Origin of the sequence: Enterobacter cloacae complex sp. ECL72 (genome assembly GCF_019056635.1) — a bacterium.
Lineage (GTDB): Bacteria > Pseudomonadota > Gammaproteobacteria > Enterobacterales > Enterobacteriaceae > Enterobacter > Enterobacter hormaechei_C.
The window spans coordinates 4,209,507-4,235,938 of record NZ_CP077659.1 but is presented as its reverse complement, the minus strand read 5'-3'; the positions used below and the strand labels follow the sequence as shown (position 1 = coordinate 4,235,938).

22 protein-coding genes, 1 pseudogene and 1 other annotated feature are annotated in these 26,432 nt (G+C 55.4%); of the genes and pseudogenes, 20 read left to right on the top strand and 3 right to left on the bottom strand.

What is annotated here, in order from left to right:
- Nucleotides 1-3: 3 nt before the first annotated feature.
- The 4 genes from dnaN (at nt 4) to KTH07_RS20450 (ending at nt 5,455) form a co-directional block, all read left to right on the top strand.
- Complete coding sequence (dnaN, locus tag KTH07_RS20465) at nt 4-1,104, top strand: DNA polymerase III subunit beta (protein WP_015570134.1); 1,101 nt, start codon at nt 4-6, stop codon at nt 1,102-1,104.
- Complete coding sequence (gene recF / locus KTH07_RS20460; RefSeq protein WP_000060091.1) at nt 1,104-2,177, top strand: DNA replication/repair protein RecF; 1,074 nt, start codon at nt 1,104-1,106, stop codon at nt 2,175-2,177. Before dnaN ends, recF begins: the two co-directional genes overlap by 1 nt.
- A 28-nt stretch (nt 2,178-2,205) precedes the next feature.
- Nucleotides 2,206-4,617, top strand: coding sequence for a DNA topoisomerase (ATP-hydrolyzing) subunit B (gyrB, locus tag KTH07_RS20455; RefSeq protein ID WP_032620515.1), 2,412 nt, complete (start codon nt 2,206-2,208; stop codon nt 4,615-4,617).
- Nucleotides 4,618-4,705: 88 nt separating this feature from the next.
- Entirely contained in the window at nt 4,706-5,455 is a 750-nt protein-coding gene (locus KTH07_RS20450; protein WP_006808767.1) for a FadR/GntR family transcriptional regulator, read from the top strand.
- Between the two features lie 41 nt (nt 5,456-5,496).
- Here the strand turns inward: KTH07_RS20450 and KTH07_RS20445 are convergent, their stop codons facing one another.
- On the bottom strand, nt 5,497-6,585 hold the full coding sequence (locus tag KTH07_RS20445; protein ID WP_032634309.1) for a mandelate racemase/muconate lactonizing enzyme family protein: 1,089 nt from the start codon (nt 6,583-6,585) through the stop codon (nt 5,497-5,499).
- A 405-nt stretch (nt 6,586-6,990) separates the two neighbouring features.
- Here KTH07_RS20445 and KTH07_RS20440 point away from each other — a divergent pair, with 405 nt between their 5' ends.
- From KTH07_RS20440 to KTH07_RS20390, 11 genes and pseudogenes are all read left to right on the top strand, one after another.
- On the top strand, nt 6,991-8,430 hold the full coding sequence (locus KTH07_RS20440; protein ID WP_044488928.1) for a mannitol dehydrogenase family protein: 1,440 nt from the start codon (nt 6,991-6,993) through the stop codon (nt 8,428-8,430).
- Entirely contained in the window at nt 8,427-9,443 is a 1,017-nt protein-coding gene (locus tag KTH07_RS20435) for a zinc-binding alcohol dehydrogenase family protein (RefSeq protein ID WP_032620518.1), read from the top strand. The genes KTH07_RS20440 and KTH07_RS20435 overlap by 4 nt, the downstream gene beginning before the upstream one ends.
- 9 nt (nt 9,444-9,452) lie before the next feature.
- Entirely contained in the window at nt 9,453-10,463 is a 1,011-nt protein-coding gene (locus KTH07_RS20430; protein ID WP_032620521.1) for an Ldh family oxidoreductase, read from the top strand.
- A 95-nt stretch (nt 10,464-10,558) separates the two neighbouring features.
- A complete protein-coding gene (locus KTH07_RS20425) occupies nt 10,559-11,791 on the top strand; it encodes an MFS transporter (protein WP_023302818.1) in 1,233 nt (410 codons plus the stop codon).
- A 158-nt stretch (nt 11,792-11,949) separates the two neighbouring features.
- Nucleotides 11,950-12,762, top strand: a complete 813-nt coding sequence (yidA, locus tag KTH07_RS20420; protein ID WP_017383697.1) for a sugar-phosphatase — start codon at nt 11,950-11,952, stop codon at nt 12,760-12,762.
- Between the two features lie 226 nt (nt 12,763-12,988).
- Nucleotides 12,989-13,678, top strand: coding sequence for a D-galactonate utilization transcriptional regulator DgoR (dgoR, locus tag KTH07_RS20415; protein WP_032620525.1), 690 nt, complete (start codon nt 12,989-12,991; stop codon nt 13,676-13,678).
- Nucleotides 13,675-14,553 carry a 2-dehydro-3-deoxygalactonokinase gene (locus KTH07_RS20410; RefSeq protein ID WP_063162100.1) on the top strand — a complete coding sequence of 293 codons (879 nt, stop codon included), beginning with the start codon at nt 13,675-13,677 and terminating at the stop codon, nt 14,551-14,553. Before dgoR ends, KTH07_RS20410 begins: the two co-directional genes overlap by 4 nt.
- Entirely contained in the window at nt 14,537-15,154 is a 618-nt protein-coding gene (locus tag KTH07_RS20405) for a 2-dehydro-3-deoxy-6-phosphogalactonate aldolase (RefSeq protein WP_023295663.1), read from the top strand. The genes KTH07_RS20410 and KTH07_RS20405 overlap by 17 nt, the downstream gene beginning before the upstream one ends.
- Complete coding sequence (dgoD, locus tag KTH07_RS20400) at nt 15,151-16,299, top strand: galactonate dehydratase (protein WP_003861103.1); 1,149 nt, start codon at nt 15,151-15,153, stop codon at nt 16,297-16,299. Before KTH07_RS20405 ends, dgoD begins: the two co-directional genes overlap by 4 nt.
- Nucleotides 16,300-16,416: 117 nt before the next feature.
- Nucleotides 16,417-17,754 carry an MFS transporter gene (locus tag KTH07_RS20395; protein WP_015570129.1) on the top strand — a complete coding sequence of 446 codons (1,338 nt, stop codon included), beginning with the start codon at nt 16,417-16,419 and terminating at the stop codon, nt 17,752-17,754.
- A 51-nt stretch (nt 17,755-17,805) separates the two neighbouring features.
- Nucleotides 17,806-19,037: pseudogene (locus KTH07_RS20390) on the top strand (DUF3748 domain-containing protein).
- Here the strand turns inward: KTH07_RS20390 and KTH07_RS20385 are convergent.
- Nucleotides 19,034-19,366 (bottom strand): YceK/YidQ family lipoprotein, encoded by a 333-nt coding sequence (locus KTH07_RS20385; protein ID WP_017383693.1) that lies wholly within the window; start codon nt 19,364-19,366, stop codon nt 19,034-19,036. The pseudogene KTH07_RS20390 and the gene KTH07_RS20385 sit on opposite strands and share 4 nt — an antisense overlap.
- Nucleotides 19,367-19,613: 247 nt before the next feature.
- Nucleotides 19,614-19,688: a sequence feature (ROSE (Repression Of Heat Shock gene Expression) occurs in the 5'-region of heat shock genes and acts as an RNA thermometer to modulate expression.), on the top strand.
- Here KTH07_RS20385 and ibpA point away from each other — a divergent pair.
- The 3 genes from ibpA (at nt 19,682) to KTH07_RS20370 (ending at nt 22,510) form a co-directional block, all read left to right on the top strand.
- The gene (gene ibpA / locus KTH07_RS20380; protein WP_006177605.1) at nt 19,682-20,092 is read left to right on the top strand and encodes a small heat shock chaperone IbpA; all 411 of its coding nucleotides are present in this window, start codon (nt 19,682-19,684) and stop codon (nt 20,090-20,092) included. It overlaps the preceding feature by 7 nt.
- Before the next feature lie 136 nt (nt 20,093-20,228).
- The gene (ibpB, locus tag KTH07_RS20375) at nt 20,229-20,657 is read left to right on the top strand and encodes a small heat shock chaperone IbpB (RefSeq protein ID WP_015570126.1); all 429 of its coding nucleotides are present in this window, start codon (nt 20,229-20,231) and stop codon (nt 20,655-20,657) included.
- Nucleotides 20,658-20,848: 191 nt separating this feature from the next.
- Complete coding sequence (locus KTH07_RS20370) at nt 20,849-22,510, top strand: putative transporter (RefSeq protein WP_017694020.1); 1,662 nt, start codon at nt 20,849-20,851, stop codon at nt 22,508-22,510.
- Here the strand turns inward: KTH07_RS20370 and KTH07_RS20365 are convergent.
- Nucleotides 22,478-23,224 carry a GntR family transcriptional regulator gene (locus KTH07_RS20365; RefSeq protein ID WP_017383690.1) on the bottom strand — a complete coding sequence of 249 codons (747 nt, stop codon included), beginning with the start codon at nt 23,222-23,224 and terminating at the stop codon, nt 22,478-22,480. The two genes, KTH07_RS20370 and KTH07_RS20365, sit on opposite strands and share 33 nt — an antisense overlap.
- Nucleotides 23,225-23,446: 222 nt before the next feature.
- Here KTH07_RS20365 and KTH07_RS20360 point away from each other — a divergent pair, with 222 nt between their 5' ends.
- Together KTH07_RS20360 and KTH07_RS20355 are read left to right on the top strand one after the other, a co-directional pair.
- A complete protein-coding gene (locus tag KTH07_RS20360; protein WP_023302822.1) occupies nt 23,447-25,069 on the top strand; it encodes an alpha-glucoside-specific PTS transporter subunit IIBC in 1,623 nt (540 codons plus the stop codon).
- On the top strand, nt 25,066-26,388 hold the full coding sequence (locus KTH07_RS20355; RefSeq protein WP_015570123.1) for a 6-phospho-alpha-glucosidase: 1,323 nt from the start codon (nt 25,066-25,068) through the stop codon (nt 26,386-26,388). Before KTH07_RS20360 ends, KTH07_RS20355 begins: the two co-directional genes overlap by 4 nt.
- The last annotated feature ends 44 nt before the right edge of the window (nt 26,389-26,432 follow it).

The window sequence follows — 26,432 nt, the reverse complement described above, 5'->3', positions numbered from 1 at the left end:
GCTATGAAATTTACCGTTGAACGTGAACATTTATTAAAACCGCTGCAACAGGTGAGTGGCCCATTAGGCGGCCGCCCTACGCTGCCTATTCTTGGAAACCTGCTGCTTCAGGTCGCGGACGGTACGCTGTCGCTGACCGGCACAGATCTGGAAATGGAAATGATCGCGCGCGTTACGCTGACTCAGCCGCACGACGCGGGCGCGACCACGGTTCCGGCACGTAAATTCTTTGATATTTGCCGTGGGCTGCCGGAAGGCGCTGAAATCGCCGTGCAGCTGGAGGGCGACCGCATGCTGGTGCGCTCTGGCCGCAGCCGTTTCTCCCTCTCCACGCTGCCCGCTGCGGATTTCCCGAACCTGGATGACTGGCAGAGCGAAGTTGAATTTACCCTGCCGCAGGCGACGATGAAGCGTCTGATTGAAGCCACGCAGTTCTCCATGGCGCATCAGGACGTTCGTTACTACTTAAACGGCATGCTGTTCGAAACCGAAGGTGAAGAGCTGCGTACCGTGGCTACCGACGGTCACCGTCTGGCGGTTTGTTCCATGCCGATTGGCGATTCACTGCCAAACCATTCGGTGATCGTACCGCGTAAAGGCGTAATTGAACTGATGCGTATGCTCGACGGCGGTGAAACGCCGCTGCGCGTGCAGATCGGCAGCAACAATATTCGTGCCCACGTGGGCGATTTTGTCTTCACATCGAAGCTGGTAGACGGTCGTTTCCCGGATTATCGCCGCGTATTGCCGAAGAACCCGGATAAAACGCTGGAGGCGGGTTGCGACATCCTCAAGCAGGCGTTCGCGCGTGCCGCTATTCTCTCCAACGAGAAATTCCGCGGCGTACGTCTGTACGTGAGTGAAAACCAGATCAAAATCACCGCCAACAACCCGGAGCAGGAAGAGGCAGAAGAGATTCTGGACGTCACCTACGCCGGGGCTGAGATGGAAATCGGCTTCAACGTCAGCTATGTGCTGGATGTGCTGAATGCACTGAAATGCGAGAACGTTCGCATCCTGCTGACTGACTCCGTTTCGAGCGTACAGATTGAAGATGCCGCATCGCAGTCGGCTGCTTATGTTGTCATGCCAATGAGACTGTAATGTCGCTCACCCGTCTGTTGATCCGCGACTTTCGCAATATCGAAAGCGCGGATCTCGCTTTATCCCCTGGCTTTAACTTCCTGGTTGGCGCGAACGGCAGCGGCAAAACCAGCGTGCTGGAAGCCATCTATACGCTCGGCCACGGCCGGGCGTTTCGCAGTTTGCAGATTGGTCGCGTGATTCGCCACGAGCAGGAATCTTTTGTTCTGCACGGGCGTTTGCAGGGAGCAGAGCGGGAAACCGCCATCGGCCTGACCAAAGACAAGCAGGGCGACAGCAAGGTGCGCATCGACGGCACCGATGGCCACAAAGTGGCGGAGCTGGCGCTGCTGATGCCGATGCAGCTGATTACGCCCGAGGGGTTTACTTTACTCAACGGCGGCCCCAAATACAGAAGAGCGTTCCTCGACTGGGGATGCTTTCACAATGAAGCCGGTTTCTTTAACGCCTGGAGCAACCTGAAGCGTCTGCTTAAACAGCGTAACGCCGCATTGCGCCAGGTCACGCGCTACGCTCAGCTGCGTCCGTGGGACATGGAACTCATCCCTCTTGCGGAACAAATCAGCCGCTGGCGTGCCGAATACAGCGCAGGTATCGCCGAAGACATGGCCGACACCTGCAAACAGTTTTTACCCGAGTTCTCTCTCACCTTCTCTTTTCAGCGTGGCTGGGAAAAAGAGACGGATTATGCCGAGGTGTTAGAGAGAAGCTTCGAGCGCGATCGCATGTTGACCTACACCGCGCACGGCCCGCACAAGGCGGATTTCCGCATTCGTGCCGACGGTGCGCCGGTGGAAGACACGCTGTCGCGCGGGCAGCTGAAGCTCCTGATGTGCGCGCTGCGCCTGGCGCAGGGGGAGTTCCTCACTCGAGAGAGCGGGCGACGCTGCCTGTACCTGATAGATGATTTTGCCTCGGAACTTGACGACGCGCGGCGCGGGCTGCTTGCCAGCCGCTTAAAAGCCACGCAGTCGCAGGTTTTCGTCAGCGCCATTAGCGCTGAACACGTTATAGACATGTCGGACGAAAATTCGAAGATGTTTACCGTGGAAAAGGGTAAAATAACGGATTAACCCAAGTTGAAATGAGCGAGAAACGTTGATGTCGAATTCTTATGACTCCTCCAGTATCAAAGTCCTGAAAGGGCTGGATGCGGTGCGTAAGCGCCCGGGTATGTATATCGGCGACACGGATGACGGCACCGGTCTGCACCACATGGTATTCGAGGTGGTAGATAACGCTATCGACGAAGCGCTCGCGGGTCACTGTAAAGACATCGTGGTCACGATCCATGCGGACAACTCCGTGTCCGTTACCGATGACGGTCGTGGTATCCCAACCGGTATTCACCCGGAAGAGGGCGTATCTGCTGCGGAAGTCATCATGACCGTTCTGCACGCAGGCGGGAAGTTCGATGATAACTCCTATAAAGTTTCCGGCGGTCTGCACGGCGTAGGCGTATCCGTAGTAAACGCCCTGTCGCAGAAGCTGGAGCTGGTTATCCAGCGCGAAGGCAAAATTCACCGTCAGATCTACCAGCACGGCGTGCCTGAAGCGCCGCTGGCCGTCACGGGTGATACCGATAAAACCGGTACCATGGTGCGTTTCTGGCCGAGCCTCGAAACCTTCACCAACGTTACCGAGTTTGAGTACGACATTCTGGCGAAACGCCTGCGCGAACTGTCGTTCCTGAACTCCGGCGTGTCGATTCGTCTGCGCGACAAACGCGACAACAAAGAAGACCACTTCCATTACGAAGGTGGTATCAAGGCGTTCGTTGAGTATCTGAACAAGAACAAAACGCCAATTCACCCGAATATCTTCTACTTCTCTACTGAAAAAGACGGTATCGGCGTGGAAGTGGCCTTGCAGTGGAACGACGGTTTCCAGGAAAACATCTACTGCTTCACCAACAACATTCCACAACGCGATGGCGGTACGCACCTGGCGGGCTTCCGCGCGGCGATGACCCGAACCCTGAACGCCTACATGGACAAAGAAGGCTACAGCAAAAAAGCGAAAGTCAGCGCCACCGGTGACGATGCACGTGAAGGCCTGATTGCCGTGGTCTCCGTGAAGGTGCCGGATCCGAAGTTCTCCTCACAGACCAAAGACAAGCTGGTCTCTTCTGAGGTGAAATCGGCGGTTGAACAGCAGATGAACGAACTGCTGAGCGAATACCTGCTGGAAAACCCGTCCGACGCGAAAATCGTGGTGGGTAAAATTATCGATGCGGCGCGTGCCCGTGAAGCGGCGCGTAAAGCGCGTGAAATGACCCGTCGTAAAGGCGCGCTGGACCTGGCAGGCCTGCCGGGCAAACTGGCTGACTGTCAGGAACGCGACCCGGCGCTGTCTGAACTGTACCTTGTGGAAGGGGACTCCGCGGGCGGTTCTGCGAAGCAGGGCCGTAACCGCAAGAACCAGGCGATTCTGCCGCTGAAGGGTAAAATCCTTAACGTTGAGAAAGCGCGCTTCGACAAGATGCTCTCTTCTCAGGAAGTGGCGACGCTCATCACCGCGCTCGGCTGCGGCATTGGTCGCGACGAGTACAACCCGGACAAACTGCGCTATCACAGCATCATCATCATGACCGATGCGGACGTCGACGGCTCGCACATTCGTACGCTGCTGTTGACCTTCTTCTATCGTCAGATGCCGGAAATCGTTGAGCGCGGCCACGTCTACATTGCCCAGCCGCCGCTGTACAAAGTGAAGAAAGGCAAGCAGGAACAGTACATTAAAGATGACGACGCGATGGATCAGTACCAAATCGCGATCGCCCTTGATGGTGCGACCCTGCACGCAAATTCCAGCGCGCCAGCGCTGGCCGGTGAGCCGCTGGAGCGTCTGGTCTCCGAGTTCAACGCCACGCAGAAAATGATTGGCCGTATGGAGCGTCGCTATCCGAAAGCGCTGCTGAAAGAGCTGATTTACCAGCCGACCCTGACCGAAGCCGATCTGAGCAACGAGCAGACCGTCACCCGCTGGGTGAACACCCTGGTGAGCGAGCTGAACGAGAAAGAGCAGCATGGCAGCCAGTGGAAGTTCGACGTTCAGCAGAACGCTGAGCAGCAGTTCGAGCCGATCGTTCGCGTGCGTACCCACGGCGTCGATACCGACTACCCGCTGGAGCACGAATTTGTGACCGGTCCGGAATACCGCCGTATCTGCACCCTCGGCGAGAAGCTGCGCGGTCTGATCGAAGACGATGCGTTTATCGAACGTGGCGAACGTCGTCAGCCGGTAGCCAGCTTCGAACAGGCGCTGGAGTGGCTGGTAAAAGAGTCCCGTCGTGGTCTCTCTATTCAGCGTTATAAAGGCCTGGGCGAAATGAACCCGGATCAGCTGTGGGAAACCACCATGGATCCGGAAAGCCGTCGCATGTTGCGCGTCACCGTTAAAGACGCAATCGCAGCGGATCAGCTGTTCACGACCCTGATGGGCGATGCGGTTGAACCACGTCGCGCCTTCATCGAAGAGAACGCCCTGAAGGCGGCGAATATCGATATTTAAGCACCCCGCTTTGCGCCTTCTCCGCGTTTGAGGAGGCGCAGGCGAATCGCTTTACAGGTTGAACTCACAGCTTTTTACAGGCGTAAGCATGGAACAGGCGATCACAAAACGACGCTATTACGATATCGGGCTTCAAATAGAAGAGTTGCTCTATTCCGGCGTGTTCAAAGCGGGAGAGCGCCTTCCTTCAGAAAGGGAGCTTGGCGAGCGTTTTAATACCAGTCGGACAACGATTCGCGAAGCGATCATCATGCTTGAGCTGAAAGGCGTGGTGGAAGTTCGCCAGGGCGCGGGGATCTATTTCATCGACAGCCCTGAAAAACTCAACCAGAAGTCGCTACTCCCCTATTCCGATATCGGTCCCTTTGAGTTACTCCAGGCCCGTCAGGTGATCGAAAGCAATATCACCGGGTTTGCCGCCACGCAAATCAGGCTCAATGAGCTGCGTGAGCTGAAGAAGATCATCACGCAGCAAGAAAAGATGATTGATGGCAACAGCGACAAGTTCGAAGAGCTTGATCGACAGTTCCACAACATTATTGCGGAAGCGACCCAGAACAGGGTGCTGATGAAACAATCTGCCGAGCTGTGGCGTGCCGTGCGCACGGAGAACCCTCGCTGGAAGCGCCTCAACTACAAATATCTGCATAAAAAAGAGCTGCGGATGCAGTGGGTGGACGATCACCGCAGCATCTTCCTCGCCCTGCAAAAACGTAACGCAGAGCAAGCCAGACAAGCCGCCTGGGACCATCTGGAACACAGTAAAAACGAGCTGGTTAAAATCTTCCAGCAGGATGATTCGCTCGACGATTTTGACGATTTTTTCTTTGCCACCTGACCGCATTGCGGGTCCGTCAACAAACAGACCCGCAAAAAGACTCAGACCTCGAACGGGGTCAGCTTATCCCAGTCAAATTCAACACCCGTACCGCAGGTATCCGGCGCAACGGCCCGGTAATTTTCGACCACCAGCGGACGATGGGTATAGCGATCGATAGGGAAGCTGTGAACTTCCAGCCAGCCGGTGTCAAAGGCGGAAACCAGGCTGACGTGCAGCTCCTGCATCCCATGTGAACAGACCGGCAGACCATAACGGATCGACAGCCGGGCGGCTCTCAGCCAACCGGTGATCCCCCCGCAGTTAGAGGCGTCCGGCTGAATAAAGCCCAGTTTTGCGCGATCCAGCGCATAGCCGAACTCATGAATGGTATGCAGGTTTTCGCCCATCGCCAGCGGGATGGTGGTATTTTCCGCGATAGTGGCGTAACCATCGTAATCATCTGGGATGGTCGGCTCTTCAAACCAGGTGATATCGCATGACTCGACGGCCTTCGATAGCGCAATCGCCTGATCAACGGTCAGAGAGTAGTTGGCGTCAATCATAAAGGTAATATCCGGCCCGATGAGCTGACGAACTGCTTTGATTCGCTCGATATCCTCCTGCGGGTTCTTCTGGCCAACCTTAATCTTCACGCCATTAAAGCCGCTTTCTAAATATCCCTTAATGCTGTTCAGAAGCTTTTCCAGCGGGAAGGCGAGATCTATACCGCCACAGTAGGCTTTACAGCTCTTGTTTTTGCCGCCCGCCATTTTCCAGAGCGGGAGCTGCTCGCGCTTGCCTTTCAAATCCCACAGGGCAATATCAATCGCTGACGTTGCAAAGGAAGCGATCCCGCCCCGGCCCACGTAATGGATATGCCACTCCATAAAGTCATAAATATCATCAATGGCCGCCGCATCCTTGCCTGCCAGTACGGGGGCCAGATCGTGATCGATCATCGCTTTAATCGCATAACCCCCTTTACCGCCGGTATAGGTGTAGCCTGTGCCAGTCTCGCCATTTTCCAGGGTAATGGTGGTGGTAATCAGCTCGAAATGGCTGTGATCACCATGTTTGGCATCGACTAATACTTCTGCCAGCGGCACTTTGAAGAGTCTGGTTTCAACGTACTTAATAGCGGTATCCATCTTCATATCCTTTTCATGATCAGTCATTGCTGGAGTGGTCCTGCTGGTAAACCTTTCTCGACTGAATGGTTTACCAATTTTTCGTGTGTTTAGCGGGTTATTCAGTTTTGTTAGTGATATATTTATATCAAAAACAAATGGTTAACGAATTTATTTGCCCTCTGGTTGCTGAATGGTACACCGGTTTGTAGTTGTTTTCTCCTGCGACGGGTCACATTTTTGCACATGCATCGGTATCAAGAATAACGATCATTAAATAACTAATTGATTTTATTTGGTTTGTAAACATTTATCTACGAATGATCTTTTTTTACTGGATTGTCTGTTCACCATTTGCGATCTTACTCACTGTTTTGGTAAACCAGTTAAGCATAATTGGTCGACGTCAACTATCAGGGGATCGTAATGGAAAGCACGGCTTACTCCCGCCAGGATTTAGAAACCGCCATCGTACATATCGGTACTGGAGCATTTCACCGGGGACACCAGGCGGTTTACACCGATTTAAGCAACGAAGCGGCAGGAACGCGGTGGGGCATTTTTGGCATTAATCTGTTCGGCAGCGCTGACGTAGTGGACGCGTTAAATGCGCAACACGGTCTTTTTACCGTGGTTGAGCGATCGTCACACGCCACGCTGTGCCGTCAGGTACGTTCGTTGACCGGCGCGCTGCATACGCCACAGAGCGGTATCCAGGCCGCGATTGAAAAACTGATCGAACCGCAGGTAAAAATCGTCTCCTTAACGGTGACGGAGAAAGGCTACTGTACCGATCCGCAGTCTCGTCAGCTCGATCTGCTTAACCCGCTTATTCGCCACGATCTGGCCAATCCGCAGGCGCCGCAGTCAGCTATCGGCCTGATCGTGGAGGCGCTACGCCTGCGTCGGCTCCACAATCTGCCCCCGTTTAGCGTCATGTCATGCGATAACATCCCGGAAAATGGCGCGCTGACGAAAGGTGCCGTTATTGCCTTCGCCGCGCAGCGTGATGTCACGCTGGCCGACTGGATTGCGCAGAACGTCACCTTCCCGGGAACGATGGTTGACCGGATTGTTCCGGCAATGACCGAAGAGGCGTTTGCCCTGATCGAAGCGGAAACCGGCAGGGCCGATCCCGCCGGTGTGGTATGTGAAGATTTCCGTCATTGGGTCATCGAAGATAATTTTGTCGCAGGGCGGCCTGAGTGGGACCGGGCTGGCGCCATGTTTGTCGCCGACGTTCTGCCCTATGAAGAGATGAAGCTGCGTATGTTGAACGGCAGTCACTCATTTCTGGCCTACTGCGGCACCCTGGCAGGCTATGAGTTCATTTACCAGTGCATGGAAGATGCGGTTTTTAACGCCGCCGTACGGTATCTGATGGTTGAAGAGCAGGCCAACTCCCTGAGTCCGCACCTGGATCTGGATGTTAACCAATACGCTAACGTGCTTATTGCGCGCTTTAGCAATCCGCATATCCGACATAAAACCAGCCAAATCGCCATGGATGGTTCACAAAAACTGCCTCAACGGGCTATCGATCCCTGGCGCACGCTTCAGATGCGCGGGGTAAACGGCACGGCCCTGACGGTTCTGGTCGCCGGCTGGCTCCACTTCGTTATCAGCGCCATTGCCAGGGGAGAGGCGGTTGCCGATCCGCTTAACGCTGAGTTTCACGCCTGCGTGACAACGCAAAAAGAGGCATGGGCAAAAGCGCTCTCGCTGCTTCAGATAAAAAGCATTTTCGGTACGCTCGCGAGCGACAATCCGCAATTTCTGCACGATGTGCGGCAGGCGTTCGAAGCGATTGAAACACACGGCGTAAAAGCCGCTATTCAACATTTACTAGTGAAGGCTAACGTATGAAAACGCTCATTTGCCAGGCTCCCGGCAATATTGAATACATCGAAAGGGCGATGCCTGAGTTACACGAGGCCGAAGCGCTGTTAAAAATCAACGCGGTGGGCATTTGCGGTACGGATATCCATGCTTATGCGGGACGCCAGCCCTTCTTTTCTTATCCGCGCGTATTGGGCCATGAAATTTGCGGCGTAGTGGAAGAGACAGGCCGCGCCTGCCAGCGTGTACAGAAAGGCCGCCGCTACAGCGTTATTCCCTGTATCCCATGCGGCGATTGCGCGGCCTGCCGGGAAGGGAAAACCAACTGCTGCGAAAACGTCTCGCTTTATGGCGTACATCAGGACGGCGGATTCAGTGAATATCTGGCCGTGCGGGAAGACAATCTGGTGGAACTGCCGCCCACGCTGAGCGACAACGCTGGCGCGCTGGTCGAGTGTTTTGCCATTGGCGCGCATGCGGTTCGCCGGGCGGATATCGCGCCGCAGCAAAATGTGCTGGTGGTCGGCGCCGGACCGATTGGGCTGGCGGCGGCAGCCATTGCTAAAGCGAAAGGAGGCCGCGTCGTGGTCGCCGATATCGACGCAGGAAGACGCCAGCAAATCGCCGATAAAGTTGGCGTAGATACCGTCGATCCTGGGCAGGATAATTATATTGAAACGGTGAAAGCCTGTTTTAACGGACAGTTAGCCTGTACGTTGCTTGATGCCACCGGTAATAAAGGCTCTATGACGCGGGCGGTGGATCTGATTCGTCACGGTGGAAAAATAGTCTTTATTGGTCTTTATATTGGTGAGCTGTCGATTGACGATCCCACTTTCCATAAAAAAGAGACCACGCTGTTAGCCAGCCGTAACGCAACGCGAGAAGATTTTGAATGCGTAATCGCCTTAATGGCGAACGGAACGCTTAACGAACATCTGATGGTGAATCAGGAATTTGATTTCTGCAAAATTGGCGATCGCTACCAGCAGGATGTCGTGGAAAATAAAAAACTGGTCAAAGGCGTAATTAAATTTTAAGGAAAAAATATGACCACCGTATTTATTAAAGAAGATGGCTTAAAAAAGCTGGTATTAAATAAATTAATTCCCGCCGGGCTGGATGAAAAAACGGCGCAAGATGTCGCGGACGTGCTGGTACATGCGGATATGACGGGCGTGCATTCTCATGGCGTTATGCGCGTGGAGCATTATTGTACGCGCCTGCAAGCAGGCGGCCTCAATCCGGCTGCAAACATGACGATCAATACTCTTTCTCCATCCGTGGCGGTGCTGGATGCTGACGACGGCATGGGGCATTCGGCACTCAAGGCCGCGACGGATCACGCGATAGCGCTGGCGAAAGAGACCGGGCTGGGTTTTGTGGGGATAAAAAATGCTTCCCACTGCGGGGCGCTCTCCTGGTTTGCTGAACGCGCTACCCAACAAAACACCATTGCTATCGTCATGACACAAACGGATACCTGCGTGGCGCCTCATGGTGGCGCAGAGCGGTTCCTGGGCACGAACCCGATTGCCTTTGGTTTCCCGGTCGCGGGCGAAGAACCGATGATCGTCGATATGGCAACCAGCGCTATCGCGTTTGGCAAAATTTTACATGCCAAAGAGACGGGCAAACCCATCGGCGAAGGGCTTGCGCTGGATAAGGAAGGCAATGTCACAACCGATCCGCATAAAATTGAAAATCTATTGCCTTTCGGCGGGCATAAAGGCTCAGGGATTGCGCTGGCGATTGATGCGCTGACCGGTATCTTAATGGGAGCAAACTTTGGTAATCATATCGTTCGTATGTATGGTGATTACGATAAGATGCGCAAACTGGCGAGCCTGGTCATTGTTATCGATCCTGAAAAACTGGGTAATCCGCTTTTTGCCGCCACCATAAAAATAATGCGGGATGAACTCCGGGCGGTTAAACCGGTTCCTGGCGTTGAAAAGGTCCTGGCGCCTAACGATCCTCAGGTACGTTATAAAGAGAAATGCCAGCGCGAAGGCATTCCAGTTGTGGAAAGTATTTATCAATATTTATCTGCGTTGTGAATGGATGATATGGGTTTTACATTAACAACATCGTGCATTTAATTATCAATAACAGCTAAATACATCTGTAAAACCTCTTTACCCTGGAGAACAAAATGTATACTGGAAGACGATATTTTATCCTTGTGCTCCTTTTTATTGCATCAATGATAAATTATATAGATCGGGCGGCATTATCTATTCTTGCCCCCTATATCACGACGGATTTGAATGTCAATAAAGCTGAGCTGGGTCTTATTTTTAGTAGCTTCGCGATCGGTTATGCGGTGTTCTGTTTTGTCGGCGGCTGGCTGGCTGATAAATATGGACCACGACGTATATTTGCTGGCGCGATGGGGTTATGGTCGCTGTTTGCCGGTTTGACCTGCGCCGCGTTTAATTTTACCTCCCTGTTTATTATTCGCGTTATTTTTGGGGCGGCGGAAGGCCCAATGGGGTCAGTCACCAATAAAACCATTGTGAAGTGGTTTCCTGCCAGGGAGCGCGCCAGGGCTGTCGGCGTCTCTTTTTCAGGCAACCCGATGGGCGGCGCGGTCTCGGCGCCCATCGTCGCCGCCTCTGCGCTGGCGTTTGGCTGGCGTATGACGTTCGTAGGAATGATGCTTATCGGTTTCGTGTGGGTGGTCGTCTGGCTGATCGCCACGAAGGGGAGCGAAGCGCCAAAAGAGGAGGCGGATGCCCGGACCGTGGCAGAGACAGTCGGGAACGACCTGCCGGATGAAAAGCTCTCGTATTACCTGAAGCAGCCGATCATTCTGTTCACCGCGCTGGCCTTTTTCGCCTACAGCTACATTCTGTTCTTCTTTATGACCTGGTTTCCAAGCTATCTGCTGGACGCGCGCGGTCTGAATATGCGCGATATGAGTATCGCCAACGTGCTGCCCTGGCTGCTGGGCTTTGTCGGCCTGATCTCCGGTGGCTTTATCTCTGACTATATCTACAAGCTGACCAATAACCTGCTGTTTTCTCGTAAAGTGATTATCGTTGTTGGCCTGATTATCGCCGCGATATGCATCACTGCCTCCGCGCTGGTGCTTAACCTGTACGGGGCGATTGCGCTGATGTCCGTCGGAATGTTTGCCATGTATGTTACGACGTCATGTTACTGGGCTATCGTTCAGGATACGGTGAAGGGCAATAACGTGGGCGCCGTCAGCGGCTTTATCCACTTTCTTGCTAATCTTGCAGGGGTATTCGCGCCGATGTTAACCGGGTTTATTGTGCAAGGAACCGGGCAATATTATTCCGCGTTCTACCTGGTTGGCGCGCTGGCCATCGGCTCTGCTGTGCTGCTGATGCTGGGAGGCAAAAAGCAGACGATTGCCTGATTATTCTTTCTCTGGCTCGATCCCGGCGGGCTGGACCGCCGGGGTTAATAGGGGAGTGAAGTCCTCTTTTTCCATCCCCCTTTCTCGCTGACACTTTTACTGTTTTTTGAGCCGAATCGCGTTAGCATGAGGTAGCACTCATTTATCCCGGGGACCCCATGGCCATCAAACTCATTGCAATCGATATGGACGGCACGCTGCTGCTGCCAGACCACACTATCTCTCCTGCCGTTAAAAATGCGATCGCCGCCGCACGCGAAAAAGGCGTGAACGTGGTGCTCACCACCGGACGCCCGTATGCCGGGGTGCACAGCTACCTGAAAGAGCTGCACATGAACCAGCCTGGCGATTACTGCATCACCTATAACGGCGCGCTGGTGCAAAAGGCAGCCGATGGCAGCACGGTGGCGCAAACTGCACTGAGCTATGATGACTACCGTTTCCTTGAAAAACTCTCCCGCGACGTGGGCTCTCACTTCCACGCGCTCGATCGCAATACGCTTTACACCGCCAACCGCGATATCAGCTACTACACGGTGCACGAGTCCTACGTTGCAACCATTCCACTGGTGTTCTGCGAAGCGGAAAACATGGACCCGGCAACCCAGTTCCTGAAAGTAATGATGATCGACGAACCCGCGATCCTCGACAAAGCCATCTCGCGCATTCCGGCTGAGGTAAAAGAGAAATACACCGTGCTGAAAAGTGCGCCGTACTTCCTCGAAATCCTCGATAAACGCGTTAATAAAGGCACGGGCGTCAAATCGCTTGCCGATGCGCTGGGCATCAAGCCTGAGGAGATCATGGCGCTGGGCGACCAGGAAAACGATATTGCGATGATCGAATATGCGGGCATGGGCGTGGCGATGGATAACGCCATCCCGTCGGTAAAAGAAGTGGCGAACTTCGTGACCAAATCTAACCTGGAAGACGGCGTTGCCTGGGCGATCGAGAAATTCGTTCTGTCGTAACAAGTGCTTTGAAAGATTAGCCCTGGTTATTAACCGGGCCTTTTTTTGGCCCTGAATTTATCGAATTGTTCTTTTTGTGATCTGTATTGTAGTACAACATTAATTGATTGTACTACATTATCACCACAGCAAAGGCGGAAGGCCTCACGTTTGTACTGCAAAAGTGAGGCGAAATTCAGCGGTCGCGGTAAAGTAGTGATGGACTTACAGAGCACAAGGACTCTCCATGACACTCAATAAAACCGATCGCATTGTCATCACGCTGGGCACTCAGATTGTGGGTGGCAAATACGTTCCCGGTTCGCCGCTACCAGCAGAGGCGGAACTGTGCGAGGAGTTTGAAACCTCGCGCAACATCATCCGGGAAGTGTTCCGCTCGCTGATGGCGAAGCGGCTGATTGAAATGAAGCGCTATCGCGGCGCGTTTGTGGCGCCGCGTAACCAGTGGAACTACCTCGATACCGATGTTCTGCAATGGGTGCTGGAAAACGACTACGACCCATGGCTTATCGGCGCGATGAGCGAAGTCCGAAATCTGGTGGAACCGGCTATCGCCCGCTGGGCGGCTGAGCGCGCAACGTCAGGTGACCTGGCTCAGATTGAGTCGGCTTTAAATGACATGATCGCCAATAACCAGAATCGGGAGGCGTTCAACGAAGCGGACATTCGCTACCACGAAGCGGTATTGCAGTCGGTGCATAACCCGGTTTTACAGCAGCTTAGCGTGGCGATCAGCTCGCTACAGCGAGCAGTATTTGAACGTACCTGGATGGGCGATGAGGCCAACATGCCGAAAACGCTTCAGGAACATAAAGCGCTGTTCGATGCGATACGGCATCAGGACGGCGATGCGGCAGAGCAGGCGGCGCTGACCATGATCGCCAGCTCGACACGAAGGTTGAAGGAAATCACATGACATCACGCTACATCGCAATTGACTGGGGATCGACCAATCTGCGCGCCTGGCTCTACCAGGGTGAGCAGTGCCTGGAAAGCAGGCAATCAGAAGCAGGTGTGACGCGCCTGAACGGTAAATCCCCCGCAGCGGTGTTAGCAGAGGTGACACAAAACTGGCGCGACGGTACAACGCCAGTGGTGATGGCCGGAATGGTCGGCAGTAACGTGGGGTGGAAGGTCGCGCCTTACCTGTCAGTTCCGGTGCATTTCACCGCCGTTGGCGATCAGTTAACGTCCGTTGGCGACAATGTCTGGATTATTCCCGGTTTATGCGTCTCTCGCGACGATAACCATAATGTGATGCGCGGCGAAGAGACGCAGCTGCTCGGGGCGCGCACCCTTTCTCCTTCTTCTGTCTACGTCATGCCCGGGACGCACTGCAAATGGGTCCAGGCGGATGCTGAGCAAATTCATGATTTCCGCACCGTGATGACCGGCGAACTGCACCACTTGCTGCTTAAGCATTCGCTGGTGGGGGCCGGTTTGCCGGAGCAGACCCCTTCGCCGGAAGCGTTTGCCGCCGGGCTTGAGCGCGGGATCGCATCCCTTGCCGTTTTGCCGCAACTTTTTGAGGTTCGCGCCTCGCACGTGCTGGGAAATCTTCCGCGCGAACAGGTCAGCGAATTTCTGTCCGGCCTGCTGATTGGCGCAGAAGTCGCCACTCTGAGCGACGCGTTCGCCGGGCAGCAGGCCATCACGCTCGTCGCGGGTTCATCGCTGACGTCTCGTTACCGCCAGGCGTTCCACGCTATCGGACGGGATGTTGCTGCGGTGGAAGGCGACACGGCATTTCAGGCAGGCATAAGGAGCATCGCTCATGCAGTGGCAAACTGAACTTCCCCTGATCGCGATTTTGCGCGGTATCACGCCCGGTGAGGCCTTAGCGCACGTTGGCGCGGTGATCGACGCCGGGTTCGACGCGGTGGAAATCCCGCTCAACTCCCCGGAGTGGGAAAAAAGCATTCCGGCAATTGTGAAGGCGTTTGGTGATAAGGCGCTGATTGGCGCTGGCACCGTATTACAGCCGGAGCAGGTGGATGAACTGGCGAAGATGGGCTGCAAGCTTATCGTCACACCGAATATCAACCCCGAGGTGATCCGCCGGGCGGTGGATTACGGCATGACCGTCTGCCCGGGTTGCGCCACGGCCACAGAAGCCTTTGCCGCCCTCGATGCGGGCGCACAGTCTCTCAAAATTTTCCCGTCGTCGGCCTTTGGTCCGGATTACATCAAAGCGCTGAAAGCGGTCTTACCCGCCAGCGTGCCGGTCTTTGCCGTGGGCGGCGTCACGCCGGAAAACCTGGGCCAGTGGATGAGCGCGGGCTGTGTGGGCGCGGGGCTGGGCAGCGATCTCTATCGTGCCGGTCAGCCCGTTGAGCGTACCGCACAGCAGGCGGCAGCATTTGTGAAAGCGTATCGAGAGGCAGTGCAATGAAAATAACCAAACTCACCACGTACCGTTTACCCCCGCGTTGGATGTTCCTGAAAATCGAAACCGACGAAGGCGTGGTTGGCTGGGGCGAGCCGGTGATTGAAGGCCGTGCGCGCACCGTTGAAGCCGCGGTGCACGAGCTGGGCGAATACCTGATTGGCCAGGATCCGGCGCGCATCAACGACCTGTGGCAGGTGATGTACCGCGCGGGCTTCTACCGCGGGGGGCCGATTCTGATGAGCGCCATCGCCGGTATTGATCAGGCGCTGTGGGATATCAAAGGCAAAGTGCTCAATGCCCCGGTCTGGCAATTAATGGGCGGCCTGGTGCGCGACAAAATCAAAGCCTACAGCTGGGTGGGCGGTGACCGCCCTGCGGAAGTGATCGACGGTATCCGGCAACTGCGCAACATCGGTTTTGACACCTTCAAACTCAACGGCTGCGAAGAAATGGGCGTTATCGACAACTCGCGCGCGGTAGACCGGGCGGTGAATACCGTGGCGCAAATCCGTGAAGCCTTCGGCAACGAGATTGAGTTTGGTCTGGATTTCCACGGCCGCGTCAGCGCGCCAATGGCCAAAGTGCTGATTAAAGAGCTGGAGCCGTATCGCCCGCTGTTTATCGAAGAGCCGGTGCTGGCCGAGCAGGCGGAATACTATCCGAAACTGGCTGAACAGACGCACATTCCCATCGCGGCGGGGGAACGCATGTTCTCGCGCTTCGAGTTTAAACGCGTGCTGGAAGCGGGCGGCATTGCGATCCTGCAACCGGACCTCTCCCACGCGGGCGGCATCACCGAATGCTACAAAATTGCCGGAATGGCAGAAGCCTACGATGTGGCGTTGGCGCCGCACTGTCCGCTTGGGCCGATTGCGCTGGCGGCCTGCCTGCACGTCGACTTCGTCTCCCGCAATGCGGTGTTCCAGGAACAAAGCATGGGCATTCACTATAACAAGGGCGCGGAGCTGCTCGACTTTGTGAAAAACAAAGAAGACTTCAGCATGGAAGGTGGTTTCTTTAAACCGTTAACGAAGCCGGGCCTTGGCGTGGAGATCGACGAAGCCAAAGTCATTGAGCTGAGTAAAAGTGCGCCGGACTGGCGTAACCCACTGTGGCGTCATGAAGACGGTTCCGTAGCCGAGTGGTAAATCGCCGGATGGCGCTACGCTTATCCGGCCTACTCTCTCGTAGGCCCGGTAAGCGAAGCGCCACCGGGCAAAAAAAACGTACATAGAAAAAATATAACCCTCTGTAAATTACAGGGCATGGTGAGCGGCTTCGCTATGCCCAAAATCTGGAGACAGATTGCGATGGATATTCCAGTTACTGCTGCAAAAACCGGGCGTCGTCGTTACCTGACGCTGATCATGATCTTTATTACCGTGGTCATCTGTTATGTCGACCGCGCCAACCTTGCCGTGGCATCGGCTCATATTCAGGAAGAGTTTGGCATCACCAAAGCGGAAATGGGCTACGTCTTCTCGGCGTTTGCCTGGCTGTATACGCTCTGTCAGATCCCTGGTGGCTGGTTCCTTGACCGCGTGGGTTCACGTCTGACCTACTTTATCGCTATTTTCGGCTGGTCCGTGGCGACCCTGTTCCAGGGCTTCGCGACCGGGCTGATGTCGCTGATTGGCCTGCGCGCCATCACCGGGGTGTTTGAAGCGCCGGCGTTTCCGACCAACAACCGCATGGTGACCAGCTGGTTCCCTGAACACGAACGCGCTTCCGCTGTTGGTTTTTACACCTCCGGGCAGTTTGTTGGTCTGGCGTTTCTGACGCCGCTGTTAATCTGGATCCAGGAGCTGCTGAGCTGGCACTGGGTGTTTATCGTCACCGGCGGGATCGGCATTATCTGGTCGCTCATCTGGTTTAAGGTTTATCAGCCGCCGCGCCTGACCAAAAGCATCACCAAAGCCGAACTGGACTACATCCGCGACGGCGGTGGCCTGGTGGACGGCGATGCGCCGGTGAAAAAAGAGGCGCGCCAGCCGCTGACCAGAGCGGACTGGAAGCTGGTCTTCCACCGTAAGCTGGTGGGCGTATATCTGGGCCAGTTCGCAGTGACCTCCACGCTGTGGTTCTTCCTCACCTGGTTCCCGAACTATCTGACGCAGGAGAAGGGCATTACCGCGCTGAAGGCGGGCTTTATGACCACCGTACCGTTCCTTGCGGCGTTTTTCGGCGTGCTGCTCTCGGGCTGGCTGGCGGACAAACTGGTGAAAAAAGGCTTCTCACTGGGCGTTGCGCGTAAAACGCCAATTATCTGCGGACTGCTGATCTCTACCTGCATCATGGGAGCGAACTACACCAACGATCCGGTGTGGATCATGACCCTGATGGCGGTAGCGTTCTTCGGAAACGGTTTTGCCTCCATCACCTGGTCGCTGGTGTCGTCCCTGGCGCCGATGCGTCTGATCGGCCTGACTGGTGGCGTGTTTAACTTCGTTGGCGGCCTGGGCGGGATCACCGTACCGCTGGTCATCGGTTACCTGGCGCAGGACTACGGCTTTGGTCCGGCTCTGGTGTATATCTCTGCCGTGGCGCTGATCGGGGCGCTCTCCTACATCCTGCTGGTCGGCGACGTTAAACGAGTAGGCTAATCCCTTCGGATGTTTTACCCTGATGCGATAACCGCGCATCAGGGTATTTTCATGAAACAAATCACCTTCGCTTCCCGCAACCACCAGCTCACCAACATCAACACCTGGACGCCAGACAGCCAGTGGCTTGTCTATGATGTCCGCCCGTCCGGCGCGTCGTTTACCGGTGAAACCATTGAGCGGGTCAATGTTAGTACGGGCGAGGTTGAGGCGATCTACCGTGCGACTGACGGCGCGCATGTCGGCGTGGTAACCGTTCATCCGGCGCAGGACAAATATGTTTTTATCCACGGCCCGAAAAACCCGGATGCAGACTGGCAGTATGATTTTCACCATCGTCAGGGGGTGATTGCGCACAATGGTCAGGTGAGCAATCTTGATGCAATGGATATCACCGCGCCTTACACCGCAGGGGCGCTGCGTGGCGGCAGCCACGTCCACGTTTTTAGCCCGAACGGGCAGTTCGTCAGCTTTACCTACAACGACCATGTGCTGCACGCGCGCGATCCGCAGCTGGATTTGCGTAACGTCGGGGTGGCGGCGCCTTTTGGCCCAGTAAACCCACAGGGGAACCATCCGCGGGAATATGCCGGCACCTTCTGGAGCGTACTGGTAAGCCGTACAACGCCGAACCCGAAACCGGGCAGCGATGAGGTAAACCGCGCCTATGAAGAGGGCTGGGTGGGCAACGACAGGCTGGCGTTTATCGGCGATACGGTGTCTGCGAAAGGCGAGAAAGTGCCCGAACTGTTTATTGTCGATCTCCCCAAAGACGAGCAGGGCTGGAAACGGGCGGGCGATGCGCCGTTGCAGGGAACGCCTGATACAATGCCCGCGCCGCCTGCGGGCGTAACGCAACGTCGCTTAACCTTCACCCATCAGAAGGCGTATCCGGGGCTGGTGAACGTGCCGCGCCACTGGGTGCGCAGCAATCCGCAGGGGACGCAGATTGCGTTTTTAATGCGGGACGATAACGGCGTTGTGCAGCTGTGGCTTATCTCCCCCTGAGGGCGGCGAGCCGCGTCAGCTGACCCACACTGAGCGTGATATTCAGTCGGCCTTTAACTGGCATCCTTCCGGCAACGGGCTGGGATTTGTGCTTGCAGGCCGTATTGCCTGCTGCGATGCGCAGACCGGAGAGGTGACGTTTTTGACGTCCGATCACGGCAATCCGCCGTCTGCTGACGCTGTGGTGTTTTCCCCCGGACGGACGATTTATTGCATGGATGGAAGAGAAGGGCGGTTTCCGCCAGCTGTGGCTAACGGAAACCGCACAGAATTAGCGTGGAGGCATCTCTGCGGGCGGGATGACGGAATTGGTCGCCAGCTTTTCCTGCTCGCTTTTCTCAACGCGCGAACGCACTGAGCTGTCGGTGCGGAACATATCCCACGGCAGCAGAAGCGTATCGGCAACCGCCGTAAACGGCATATCAAGAATCGCCAGAGATTTGGTACCCCAGTTTGTCTCATCATCAGAGATCATTGCGGCACTGGCGCGCGTCCCCGGATATGTTCCTTCTTTACCGCCGGTGTGCGACATCACGCTCGAACACCCGCAAAGTAAAACAACCCCGCTGAACGACGCCAGCTTAATCAGAACATTTCTCATCATCACTCAGTCATCTTTAGTAGCACGGCATTGACCTGCAACTCAGGGTTATAGCGAGGCGCGTCCAAAATGGATAGCTCAAAACTCCCGCACTGTGGTCGTCATCGCAATTTAACCCTTTGTGCTGTGCCCCTGAGTCTATGCGACAACCAGCAAAGTGCAAAAAAATCTCACATCAACAGTCTTGAAAAGGCCGTATCCAGACCCATTTTAAGAATGTAACCCGATAACGGACACGCCTGATGGGTGTTCGGGGAAGCAGAAGCCTGTCCATGGTGGAAGGCTACATTTTCTCGCTGATTTCAGGAGCATTTATCCATGCGTAATTTCGATCTCTCTCCGCTATACCGTTCTGCCATTGGTTTCGATCGTCTGTTCAACCACTTAGAAAACAACCAGAGCCAGAGCAACGGCTATCCTCCTTACAACGTTGAACTGGTTGACGAAAACCACTATCGCATTGCGATTGCTGTTGCCGGTTTCGCAGAGAGCGAACTGGAGATCACCGCGCAGGACAATCTGCTGGTGGTGAAAGGCTCCCATACGGCCGAGCAGAAAGAACGAACCTACCTCTACCAGGGCATCGCAGAGCGCAACTTTGAGCGCAAGTTCCAGCTGGCTGAGAACATCCACGTCAAGGGCGCGAACCTGGTGAACGGCCTGCTGTTTATCGAACTGGAACGTGTGATTCCGGAAGAGAAAAAACCGCGTCGTATCGAAATCAACTAATTACGCGGGTCGCGTGAGCGGCCCACCCGAACTTGCTTGCCGTAACGGGAGCATATGCGAATCCGCAAGGGTTTGCAGGTACAACTGTGCACAAAATTAAACTGTGCCGAACTCGCTTCACAGAAGGAGATTTAGTATGCGTAACTACGATTTATCCCCCCTGCTGCGTCAGTGGATCGGTTTTGACAAACTGGCTAACGCGCTGCAAAGCGCAACCGAACAGCAGACCTTTCCGCCGTACAACATCGAAAAAAGCGATGATAACCACTACCGCATCACGCTTGCGCTGGCCGGGTTCCGCCAGGAAGATCTCGACATCCAGCTTGAGGGTACGCGCCTGACCGTGAAAGGGTCACCGGAAAAACCAGACACCGAGACCAAATGGCTGCATCAGGGGCTTGTCACTCAGCCGTTTAGCCTGAGCTTTACCCTGGCAGACCATATGGAAGTTTCTGGCGCGACGTTCACTAACGGGCTGCTGAACATTGACCTCACCCGTAACGTGCCGGAAGCCATTGCGCCTCAGCGCATCGCCATTAGCGAACGCCCGGCGTTGAACAGCTAAACCACGTTTTTGCCGGGTGGAAAACCTGCCGATCCTCTAGGTCGGGTAAGGCGCAGCCGCCACCCGACTCGCTCACAGATGCCATGAAGCCCTGCCCCGGCAGGGCTTTTTTGTGCGCCATCGCCCATACAACCGCCGTCAGCTCTGAGAGAATCCTTAGCATAACTATGGTTATACACAGGATGTGGATCATGAGTGATATCGCGTTAACCGTTAGCGTGTTGGCCCTTGTCGCGGTAGTGGGGCTATGGCTGGGGAATATCAAAATCCGCGGCGTCGGATTTGGCATCGGTGGGGTGCTGTTCGGCGGGATTTTTGTCGGCCATTTTGCCGACCAGCTTGGGTGGGTGCTCAGCGCCGATATGCTGCATTTCATCCAGGAGTTCGGCCTGATCCTCTTTGTGTATACCATCGGTATTCAGGTGGGGCCGGGCTTCTTCGCTTCCCTGCGCGTCTCCGGTTTACGCCTTAATCTCTTTGCCTTCGGCATCGTCGTGATGGGGGGGCTGGTGACCGCCATTCTGCATAAACTCTTCGCTATTCCGCTGCCCGTCGTGCTGGGCATCTTCTCCGGCGCCGTCACGAATACGCCCGCGCTCGGGGCGGGCCAGCAAATTCTGCGCGATCTGGGTATCCCTGCTGATGTCGTCGATCAGATGGGGATGAGCTACGCCATGGCCTATCCGTTTGGCATTTGCGGTATTTTGCTCTCGATGTGGCTGGTGCGCGTGCTGTTCCGTGTTAACGTCGAGCAGGAGGCAAAAGAGCATGAAAGCACGCTGACCAACGGCCATGCGCTCATTAAAACTATCAATATTCGCGTCGAAAACCCTAATCTGAACAATATGGCGATTCAGGATGTTCCCATTCTGAACAGCGCGACCATTATCTGTTCCCGCCTGAAACGTGATGAAACGCTGATGGTGCCTTCACCGGATACCCTTATTCAGCACGGCGATCTCCTGCATCTGGTAGGGCAACCGGCGGATTTAAACAATGCCCGGCTGGTGATTGGTCAGGAGGTGGATACCTCACTCTCAACCCGTGGAACGGACATGCGCGTGGAGCGGGTGGTAGTGACCAATGAGAAAGTCCTGGGCAAGAAAATACGCGATTTGCAGGTTAAAGAGCGTTATGACGTGGTGATCTCCCGGCTTAACCGCGCCGGTGTCGAGCTGGTGGCCAGCCAGGATGCCAGCCTGCAATTCGGTGATATTCTCAACCTCGTCGGGCGTCCCTCATCCATTGATGCCGTAGCGGACATGGTAGGCAACGCCCAGCAAAAACTCCAGCAGGTGCAGATGCTGCCGGTCTTTATCGGCGTCGGGCTTGGCGTCATGCTTGGCTCCATCCCCCTGTACGTGCCCGGCTTCCCGGTAGCACTGAAGCTGGGTCTGGCAGGCGGGCCGCTCATTATGGCGCTGATCCTCGGGCGTATCGGCTCCATCGGTAAGCTCTACTGGTTTATGCCGCCGAGTGCTAACCTGGCGCTGCGGGAGTTGGGCATCGTGCTGTTTCTGGCAGTGGTGGGGCTGAAATCCGGCGGCGATTTTGTCGATACTCTGGTCAACGGCGAAGGGATGAGCTGGGTAGGATACGGCATATTTATTACCGCTATCCCACTGATAACGGTCGGATTACTGGCACGTATCTTCGCTAAAATGAACTATCTTACGCTGTGCGGCATGCTGGCCGGTTCCATGACCGATCCGCCCGCGCTGGCGTTCGCCAACAACCTGCACGCCACCAGCGGCGCGGCGGCATTGTCCTACGCCACGGTTTATCCGCTGGTGATGTTTCTGCGCATCATCACCCCGCAGCTACTGGCGGTGCTGTTCTGGGGGATGGGCTAACAAGTCTTCCGGGTGGATACGCCGCAAATGGTAGTCCACCTGGTAATCGCTGGTGTTCCGGAACATCACGGAATAATTGAGGAACTCGCCGCTGTCGCTGTAGGAAAGGGAGGTGATGCGCAGCAGCGGCGTCTGTTCCGGCACATTCATATAACCGGCCAGCTGTTTATCTGCCAGCACCGGCGTCAGGCTCTCGTAGTTGCCGCTGATGGTGATCCCGCATTCCTTCTCGATGTAATCAAACTTAGACCCTTCGAGATGCGCCAGGGAAAGATTGCGGAACAGCTTCACCGGCATAAAGCTGTCCTCCAGCATCAGCGGTTTTCCGTCCACGTAACGCACCCGCCTTGAAAAATAGATCCGCTCATCAACCTGAATCCGCAGCTGGCTGGCGATGGCGGGCGGCGCGGGCATCACTTCAAACTGCAACACCTTGCTCTGCACTTCTTTCCCCTGCTGGCGCAGCACCTCCACCAGCCCGGTCAGATTAGTCGTTTCATGATGAACGTCTTTGCGCGCCACGAACGTCCCGCTGCCGTGTCGACGTTCAACCAGCCCCCAGCTTACCAGCAGATCCAGCGCCTTGCGGATGGTCATCCGGGCTACGCCAAACTCCTTTGCCAGCGCTTTTTCTCCGGGTAACGGACTGCCAATGTTGTAGTCCGAGGAATTCAGCCGCAGCCGTAGCCGATCGGCAATTGATTTGTAGATCACCAGTAGACCTCTCTGCGCACATCATGGCGTGGATTACGTCTTAACTTGTCTATGTTTAGTTTAAAAAGTAGACCTGATTGGTCAAATTAAAACCATGAATGCGATCACGAATCGCAGCGGCATACCATGTTGCTGCATCAGTAAGTTCTTATGCTCACCTCAGGCCAGTAAAAAACCATAAAGGCCTCTATCCCCTACAGGTTGTTTCATGAGGATTTAAAAATGCTCAGTCAAATACAACGTTTTGGCGGCGCCATGTTCACCCCGGTTTTGCTGTTTCCCTTTGCCGGGATCGTGGTTGGGATCGCCATCATGCTTCGCAATCCGCTGTTTGTCGGTGAGGCCTTAACCGCGCCGGATAATCTGTTCGCGCAAATTGTTCACATCATCGAAGAGGGCGGCTGGGCGGTGTTCCGTAATATGCCGCTGATTTTTGCTGTCGGCTTACCGATTGGCCTGGCAAAGCAGGCGCAGGGCCGCGCCTGTCTGGCGGTGCTGATTAGCTTCCTGACCTGGAACTACTTTATCAACGCGATGGGGATGACCTGGGGTCACTTCTTTGGCGTCGACTTCTCTGCTGAACCCACTGCCGGCAGCGGGCTGGCGATGATTGCCGGAATCAAAACGCTTGATACCAGCATCATCGGGGCGATTATCATTTCCGGGCTCGTCACCGCCATCCACAACCGATTTTTCGACAAGCCGTTGCCGGTCTTTCTGGGGATTTTCCAGGGCACCTCGTTTGTCGTTATCCTCGCGTTCTTCGTCATGATCCCTTGCGCCTGGCTGACGCTGCTGGGATGGCCGAAAGTGCAGATGGGCATTGAGTCGTTGCAGGCCTTTCTACGTACCGCTGGCGCGCTGGGCGTATGGGTTTATACCTTCCTGGAACGCATTCTGATCCCAACCGGATTACACCACTTTGTCTACGGCCCGTTTATCTTCGGCCCGGCTGCGGTAGAAGGCGGCATTCAGGTCTACTGGGCACAGCACCTTCAGGAATTCAGCCAGAGCACTGTGCCGCTGAAAACGCTGTTCCCGGAGGGCGGATTCTCGCTGCACGGCAACTCTAAGGTGTTTGGCTCAGTCGGTATTGCGCTGGCTATCTGGCATACCGCGTCGCCGGAGAACCGCGTCAAAGTGGCAGGTCTGCTGATCCCGGCCACGCTTACCGCCGTGCTGGTGGGCATTACCGAACCGCTGGAGTTCACCTTCCTGTTTATCTCGCCGTTGCTGTTTGCCATCCACGCCGTGCTGGCCGCAACGATGGCGACGGTGATGTATACCTTCGGGGTGGTGGGGAACATGGGGGGCGGTCTGCTGGACCAGTTCCTGCCGCAAAACTGGATCCCGATGTTCCATAACCACGCCTCGACGGTATTCACCCAGATTGGCATCGGCCTCTGCTTCACCGCTCTCTATTTCGTGGTTTTCAGGACGCTTATCGAACGTCTGAATCTCAAAACGCCGGGCCGGGAAGAGAGCGAAATCAAACTCTACAACAAAGCCGACTATAAGGCCGCGCGCGGGCAAACCACCGCCCCGGCGGCAGCCAGCCAGCAGATCGGGCAGGCTGCTGGGTTCTTACAGGCGCTCGGCGGCGCAGCAAACATCGAAAGTATCAATAACTGCGCCACCCGCTTGCGTATCGCCCTGGTGGATATGACGAAAACCCAAAGCGACGACGTCTTCAAAGCCCTGGGCGCACACGGTGTGGTGCGGCGCGGCAACGGCATACAGGTGATTGTCGGTCTGCACGTTCCTCAGGTGCGCGACCAGCTGGAATCGCTGATGAAAACCCCTTTAACAAACGAACAAACCACTCTGACAGAGGCTATATCATGAAAAAATTCTCAGTTGTTATTGCAGGCGGCGGCAGTACATTCACGCCTGGTATCGTCCTGATGCTGTTAGCCAACCGTGACCGTTTCCCACTGCGTGCGCTGAAGTTCTATGACAATGACGGAGCACGTCAGGAGATCATCGCCGAGGCGTGCAAAATCATCCTTAAGGAGCAGGCGCCGGAGATTGAATTTAGTTACACCACCGATCCTGAAGCGGCCTTTACCGATGTGGATTTCGTGATGGCGCATATTCGCGTGGGCAAATACCCCATGCGTGAAAAAGATGAAAAAATCCCGCTGCGCCACGGCGTGTTGGGCCAGGAAACGTGCGGGCCGGGCGGCATCTCCTACGGCATGCGCTCCATCGGCGGCGTGCTGGAGTTGGTGGATTACATGGAGCAGTACTCCCCGAACGCGTGGATGCTGAACTACTCCAACCCGGCGGCGATTGTCGCGGAAGCCACGCGCCGCCTGCGTCCGAACGCGAAAATTCTCAACATCTGCGACATGCCGATCGGCATTGAAGGACGTATGGCGCAAATCGTCGGTCTGAAAGACCGCAAAGAGATGCGCGTGCGCTACTACGGTCTGAACCACTTCGGCTGGTGGACGTCGATTGAAGATCTGAACGGCAACGATCTGATGCCGAAACTGCGCGAATACGTAGCGAAAAACGGTTATGTTCCGCCTTCGGAAGATGCGCATACTGAAGCGAGCTGGAATGATACTTTCGCCAAGGCTAAAGACGTACAGGCGCTGGATCCGGACACCATGCCGAACACCTACCTGAAGTATTACCTGTTCCCGGACTATGTGGTCGCCCATTCCAACCCGGAGCGTACCCGCGCCAATGAAGTGATGGATCACCGTGAGAAGCATGTATTCAGTTCATGCCGGGCGATTATCGAAGCCGGTCATTCTTCTGCCGGTGAACTGGAAATCGACGAACATGCGTCGTACATCGTCGATCTGGCGACCGCGATCGCCTTTAATACCCAGGAACGCATGCTGCTGATTGTGCCTAACAATGGGGCTATCCATAATTTTGACGCCGACGCGATGGTAGAAATTCCGTGTCTGGTCGGCCACAACGGACCGGAGCCGCTGACCGTGGGTGATATTCCGCACTTCCAGAAAGGGCTCATGAGCCAGCAGGTGGCGGTGGAAAAACTGGTGGTGGACGCCTGGGAGCAGCGCTCGTATCAGAAACTATGGCAGGCGATTACCCTGTCGAAAACCGTACCGAGCGCGTCGGTGGCGAAGGCGATTCTGGACGATCTGATTGAAGCCAACAAAGAGTACTGGCCGGAACTGCATTAATTTTCCTGACCGGCATCGCCAGATGCCGGTCTCCTTGTCCTGGC

What these genes read in the sequence shown, in the direction of transcription:
- KTH07_RS20425 (WP_023302818.1), top strand. Translation starts at nt 10,559, where the DNA reads ATGTATACTGGAAGACGATATTTTATCCTTGTGCTCCTTTTTATTGCA.
- KTH07_RS20440 (WP_044488928.1), top strand. Translation starts at nt 6,991, where the DNA reads ATGGAAAGCACGGCTTACTCCCGCCAGGATTTAGAAACCGCCATCGTA.
- KTH07_RS20405 (WP_023295663.1), top strand. Translation starts at nt 14,537, where the DNA reads ATGCAGTGGCAAACTGAACTTCCCCTGATCGCGATTTTGCGCGGTATC.
- ibpA (WP_006177605.1), top strand. Translation starts at nt 19,682, where the DNA reads ATGCGTAATTTCGATCTCTCTCCGCTATACCGTTCTGCCATTGGTTTC.
- KTH07_RS20450 (WP_006808767.1), top strand. Translation starts at nt 4,706, where the DNA reads ATGGAACAGGCGATCACAAAACGACGCTATTACGATATCGGGCTTCAA.
- KTH07_RS20445 (WP_032634309.1), bottom strand. Translation starts at nt 6,585, where the DNA reads ATGGATACCGCTATTAAGTACGTTGAAACCAGACTCTTCAAAGTGCCG.
- gyrB (WP_032620515.1), top strand. Translation starts at nt 2,206, where the DNA reads ATGTCGAATTCTTATGACTCCTCCAGTATCAAAGTCCTGAAAGGGCTG.
- recF (WP_000060091.1), top strand. Translation starts at nt 1,104, where the DNA reads ATGTCGCTCACCCGTCTGTTGATCCGCGACTTTCGCAATATCGAAAGC.
- KTH07_RS20430 (WP_032620521.1), top strand. Translation starts at nt 9,453, where the DNA reads ATGACCACCGTATTTATTAAAGAAGATGGCTTAAAAAAGCTGGTATTA.
- KTH07_RS20385 (WP_017383693.1), bottom strand. Translation starts at nt 19,366, where the DNA reads ATGATGAGAAATGTTCTGATTAAGCTGGCGTCGTTCAGCGGGGTTGTT.
- ibpB (WP_015570126.1), top strand. Translation starts at nt 20,229, where the DNA reads ATGCGTAACTACGATTTATCCCCCCTGCTGCGTCAGTGGATCGGTTTT.
- KTH07_RS20435 (WP_032620518.1), top strand. Translation starts at nt 8,427, where the DNA reads ATGAAAACGCTCATTTGCCAGGCTCCCGGCAATATTGAATACATCGAA.
- KTH07_RS20370 (WP_017694020.1), top strand. Translation starts at nt 20,849, where the DNA reads ATGAGTGATATCGCGTTAACCGTTAGCGTGTTGGCCCTTGTCGCGGTA.
- KTH07_RS20360 (WP_023302822.1), top strand. Translation starts at nt 23,447, where the DNA reads ATGCTCAGTCAAATACAACGTTTTGGCGGCGCCATGTTCACCCCGGTT.
- KTH07_RS20355 (WP_015570123.1), top strand. Translation starts at nt 25,066, where the DNA reads ATGAAAAAATTCTCAGTTGTTATTGCAGGCGGCGGCAGTACATTCACG.
- dgoD (WP_003861103.1), top strand. Translation starts at nt 15,151, where the DNA reads ATGAAAATAACCAAACTCACCACGTACCGTTTACCCCCGCGTTGGATG.
- KTH07_RS20395 (WP_015570129.1), top strand. Translation starts at nt 16,417, where the DNA reads ATGGTGAGCGGCTTCGCTATGCCCAAAATCTGGAGACAGATTGCGATG.
- KTH07_RS20410 (WP_063162100.1), top strand. Translation starts at nt 13,675, where the DNA reads ATGACATCACGCTACATCGCAATTGACTGGGGATCGACCAATCTGCGC.
- yidA (WP_017383697.1), top strand. Translation starts at nt 11,950, where the DNA reads ATGGCCATCAAACTCATTGCAATCGATATGGACGGCACGCTGCTGCTG.
- dgoR (WP_032620525.1), top strand. Translation starts at nt 12,989, where the DNA reads ATGACACTCAATAAAACCGATCGCATTGTCATCACGCTGGGCACTCAG.
- dnaN (WP_015570134.1), top strand. Translation starts at nt 4, where the DNA reads ATGAAATTTACCGTTGAACGTGAACATTTATTAAAACCGCTGCAACAG.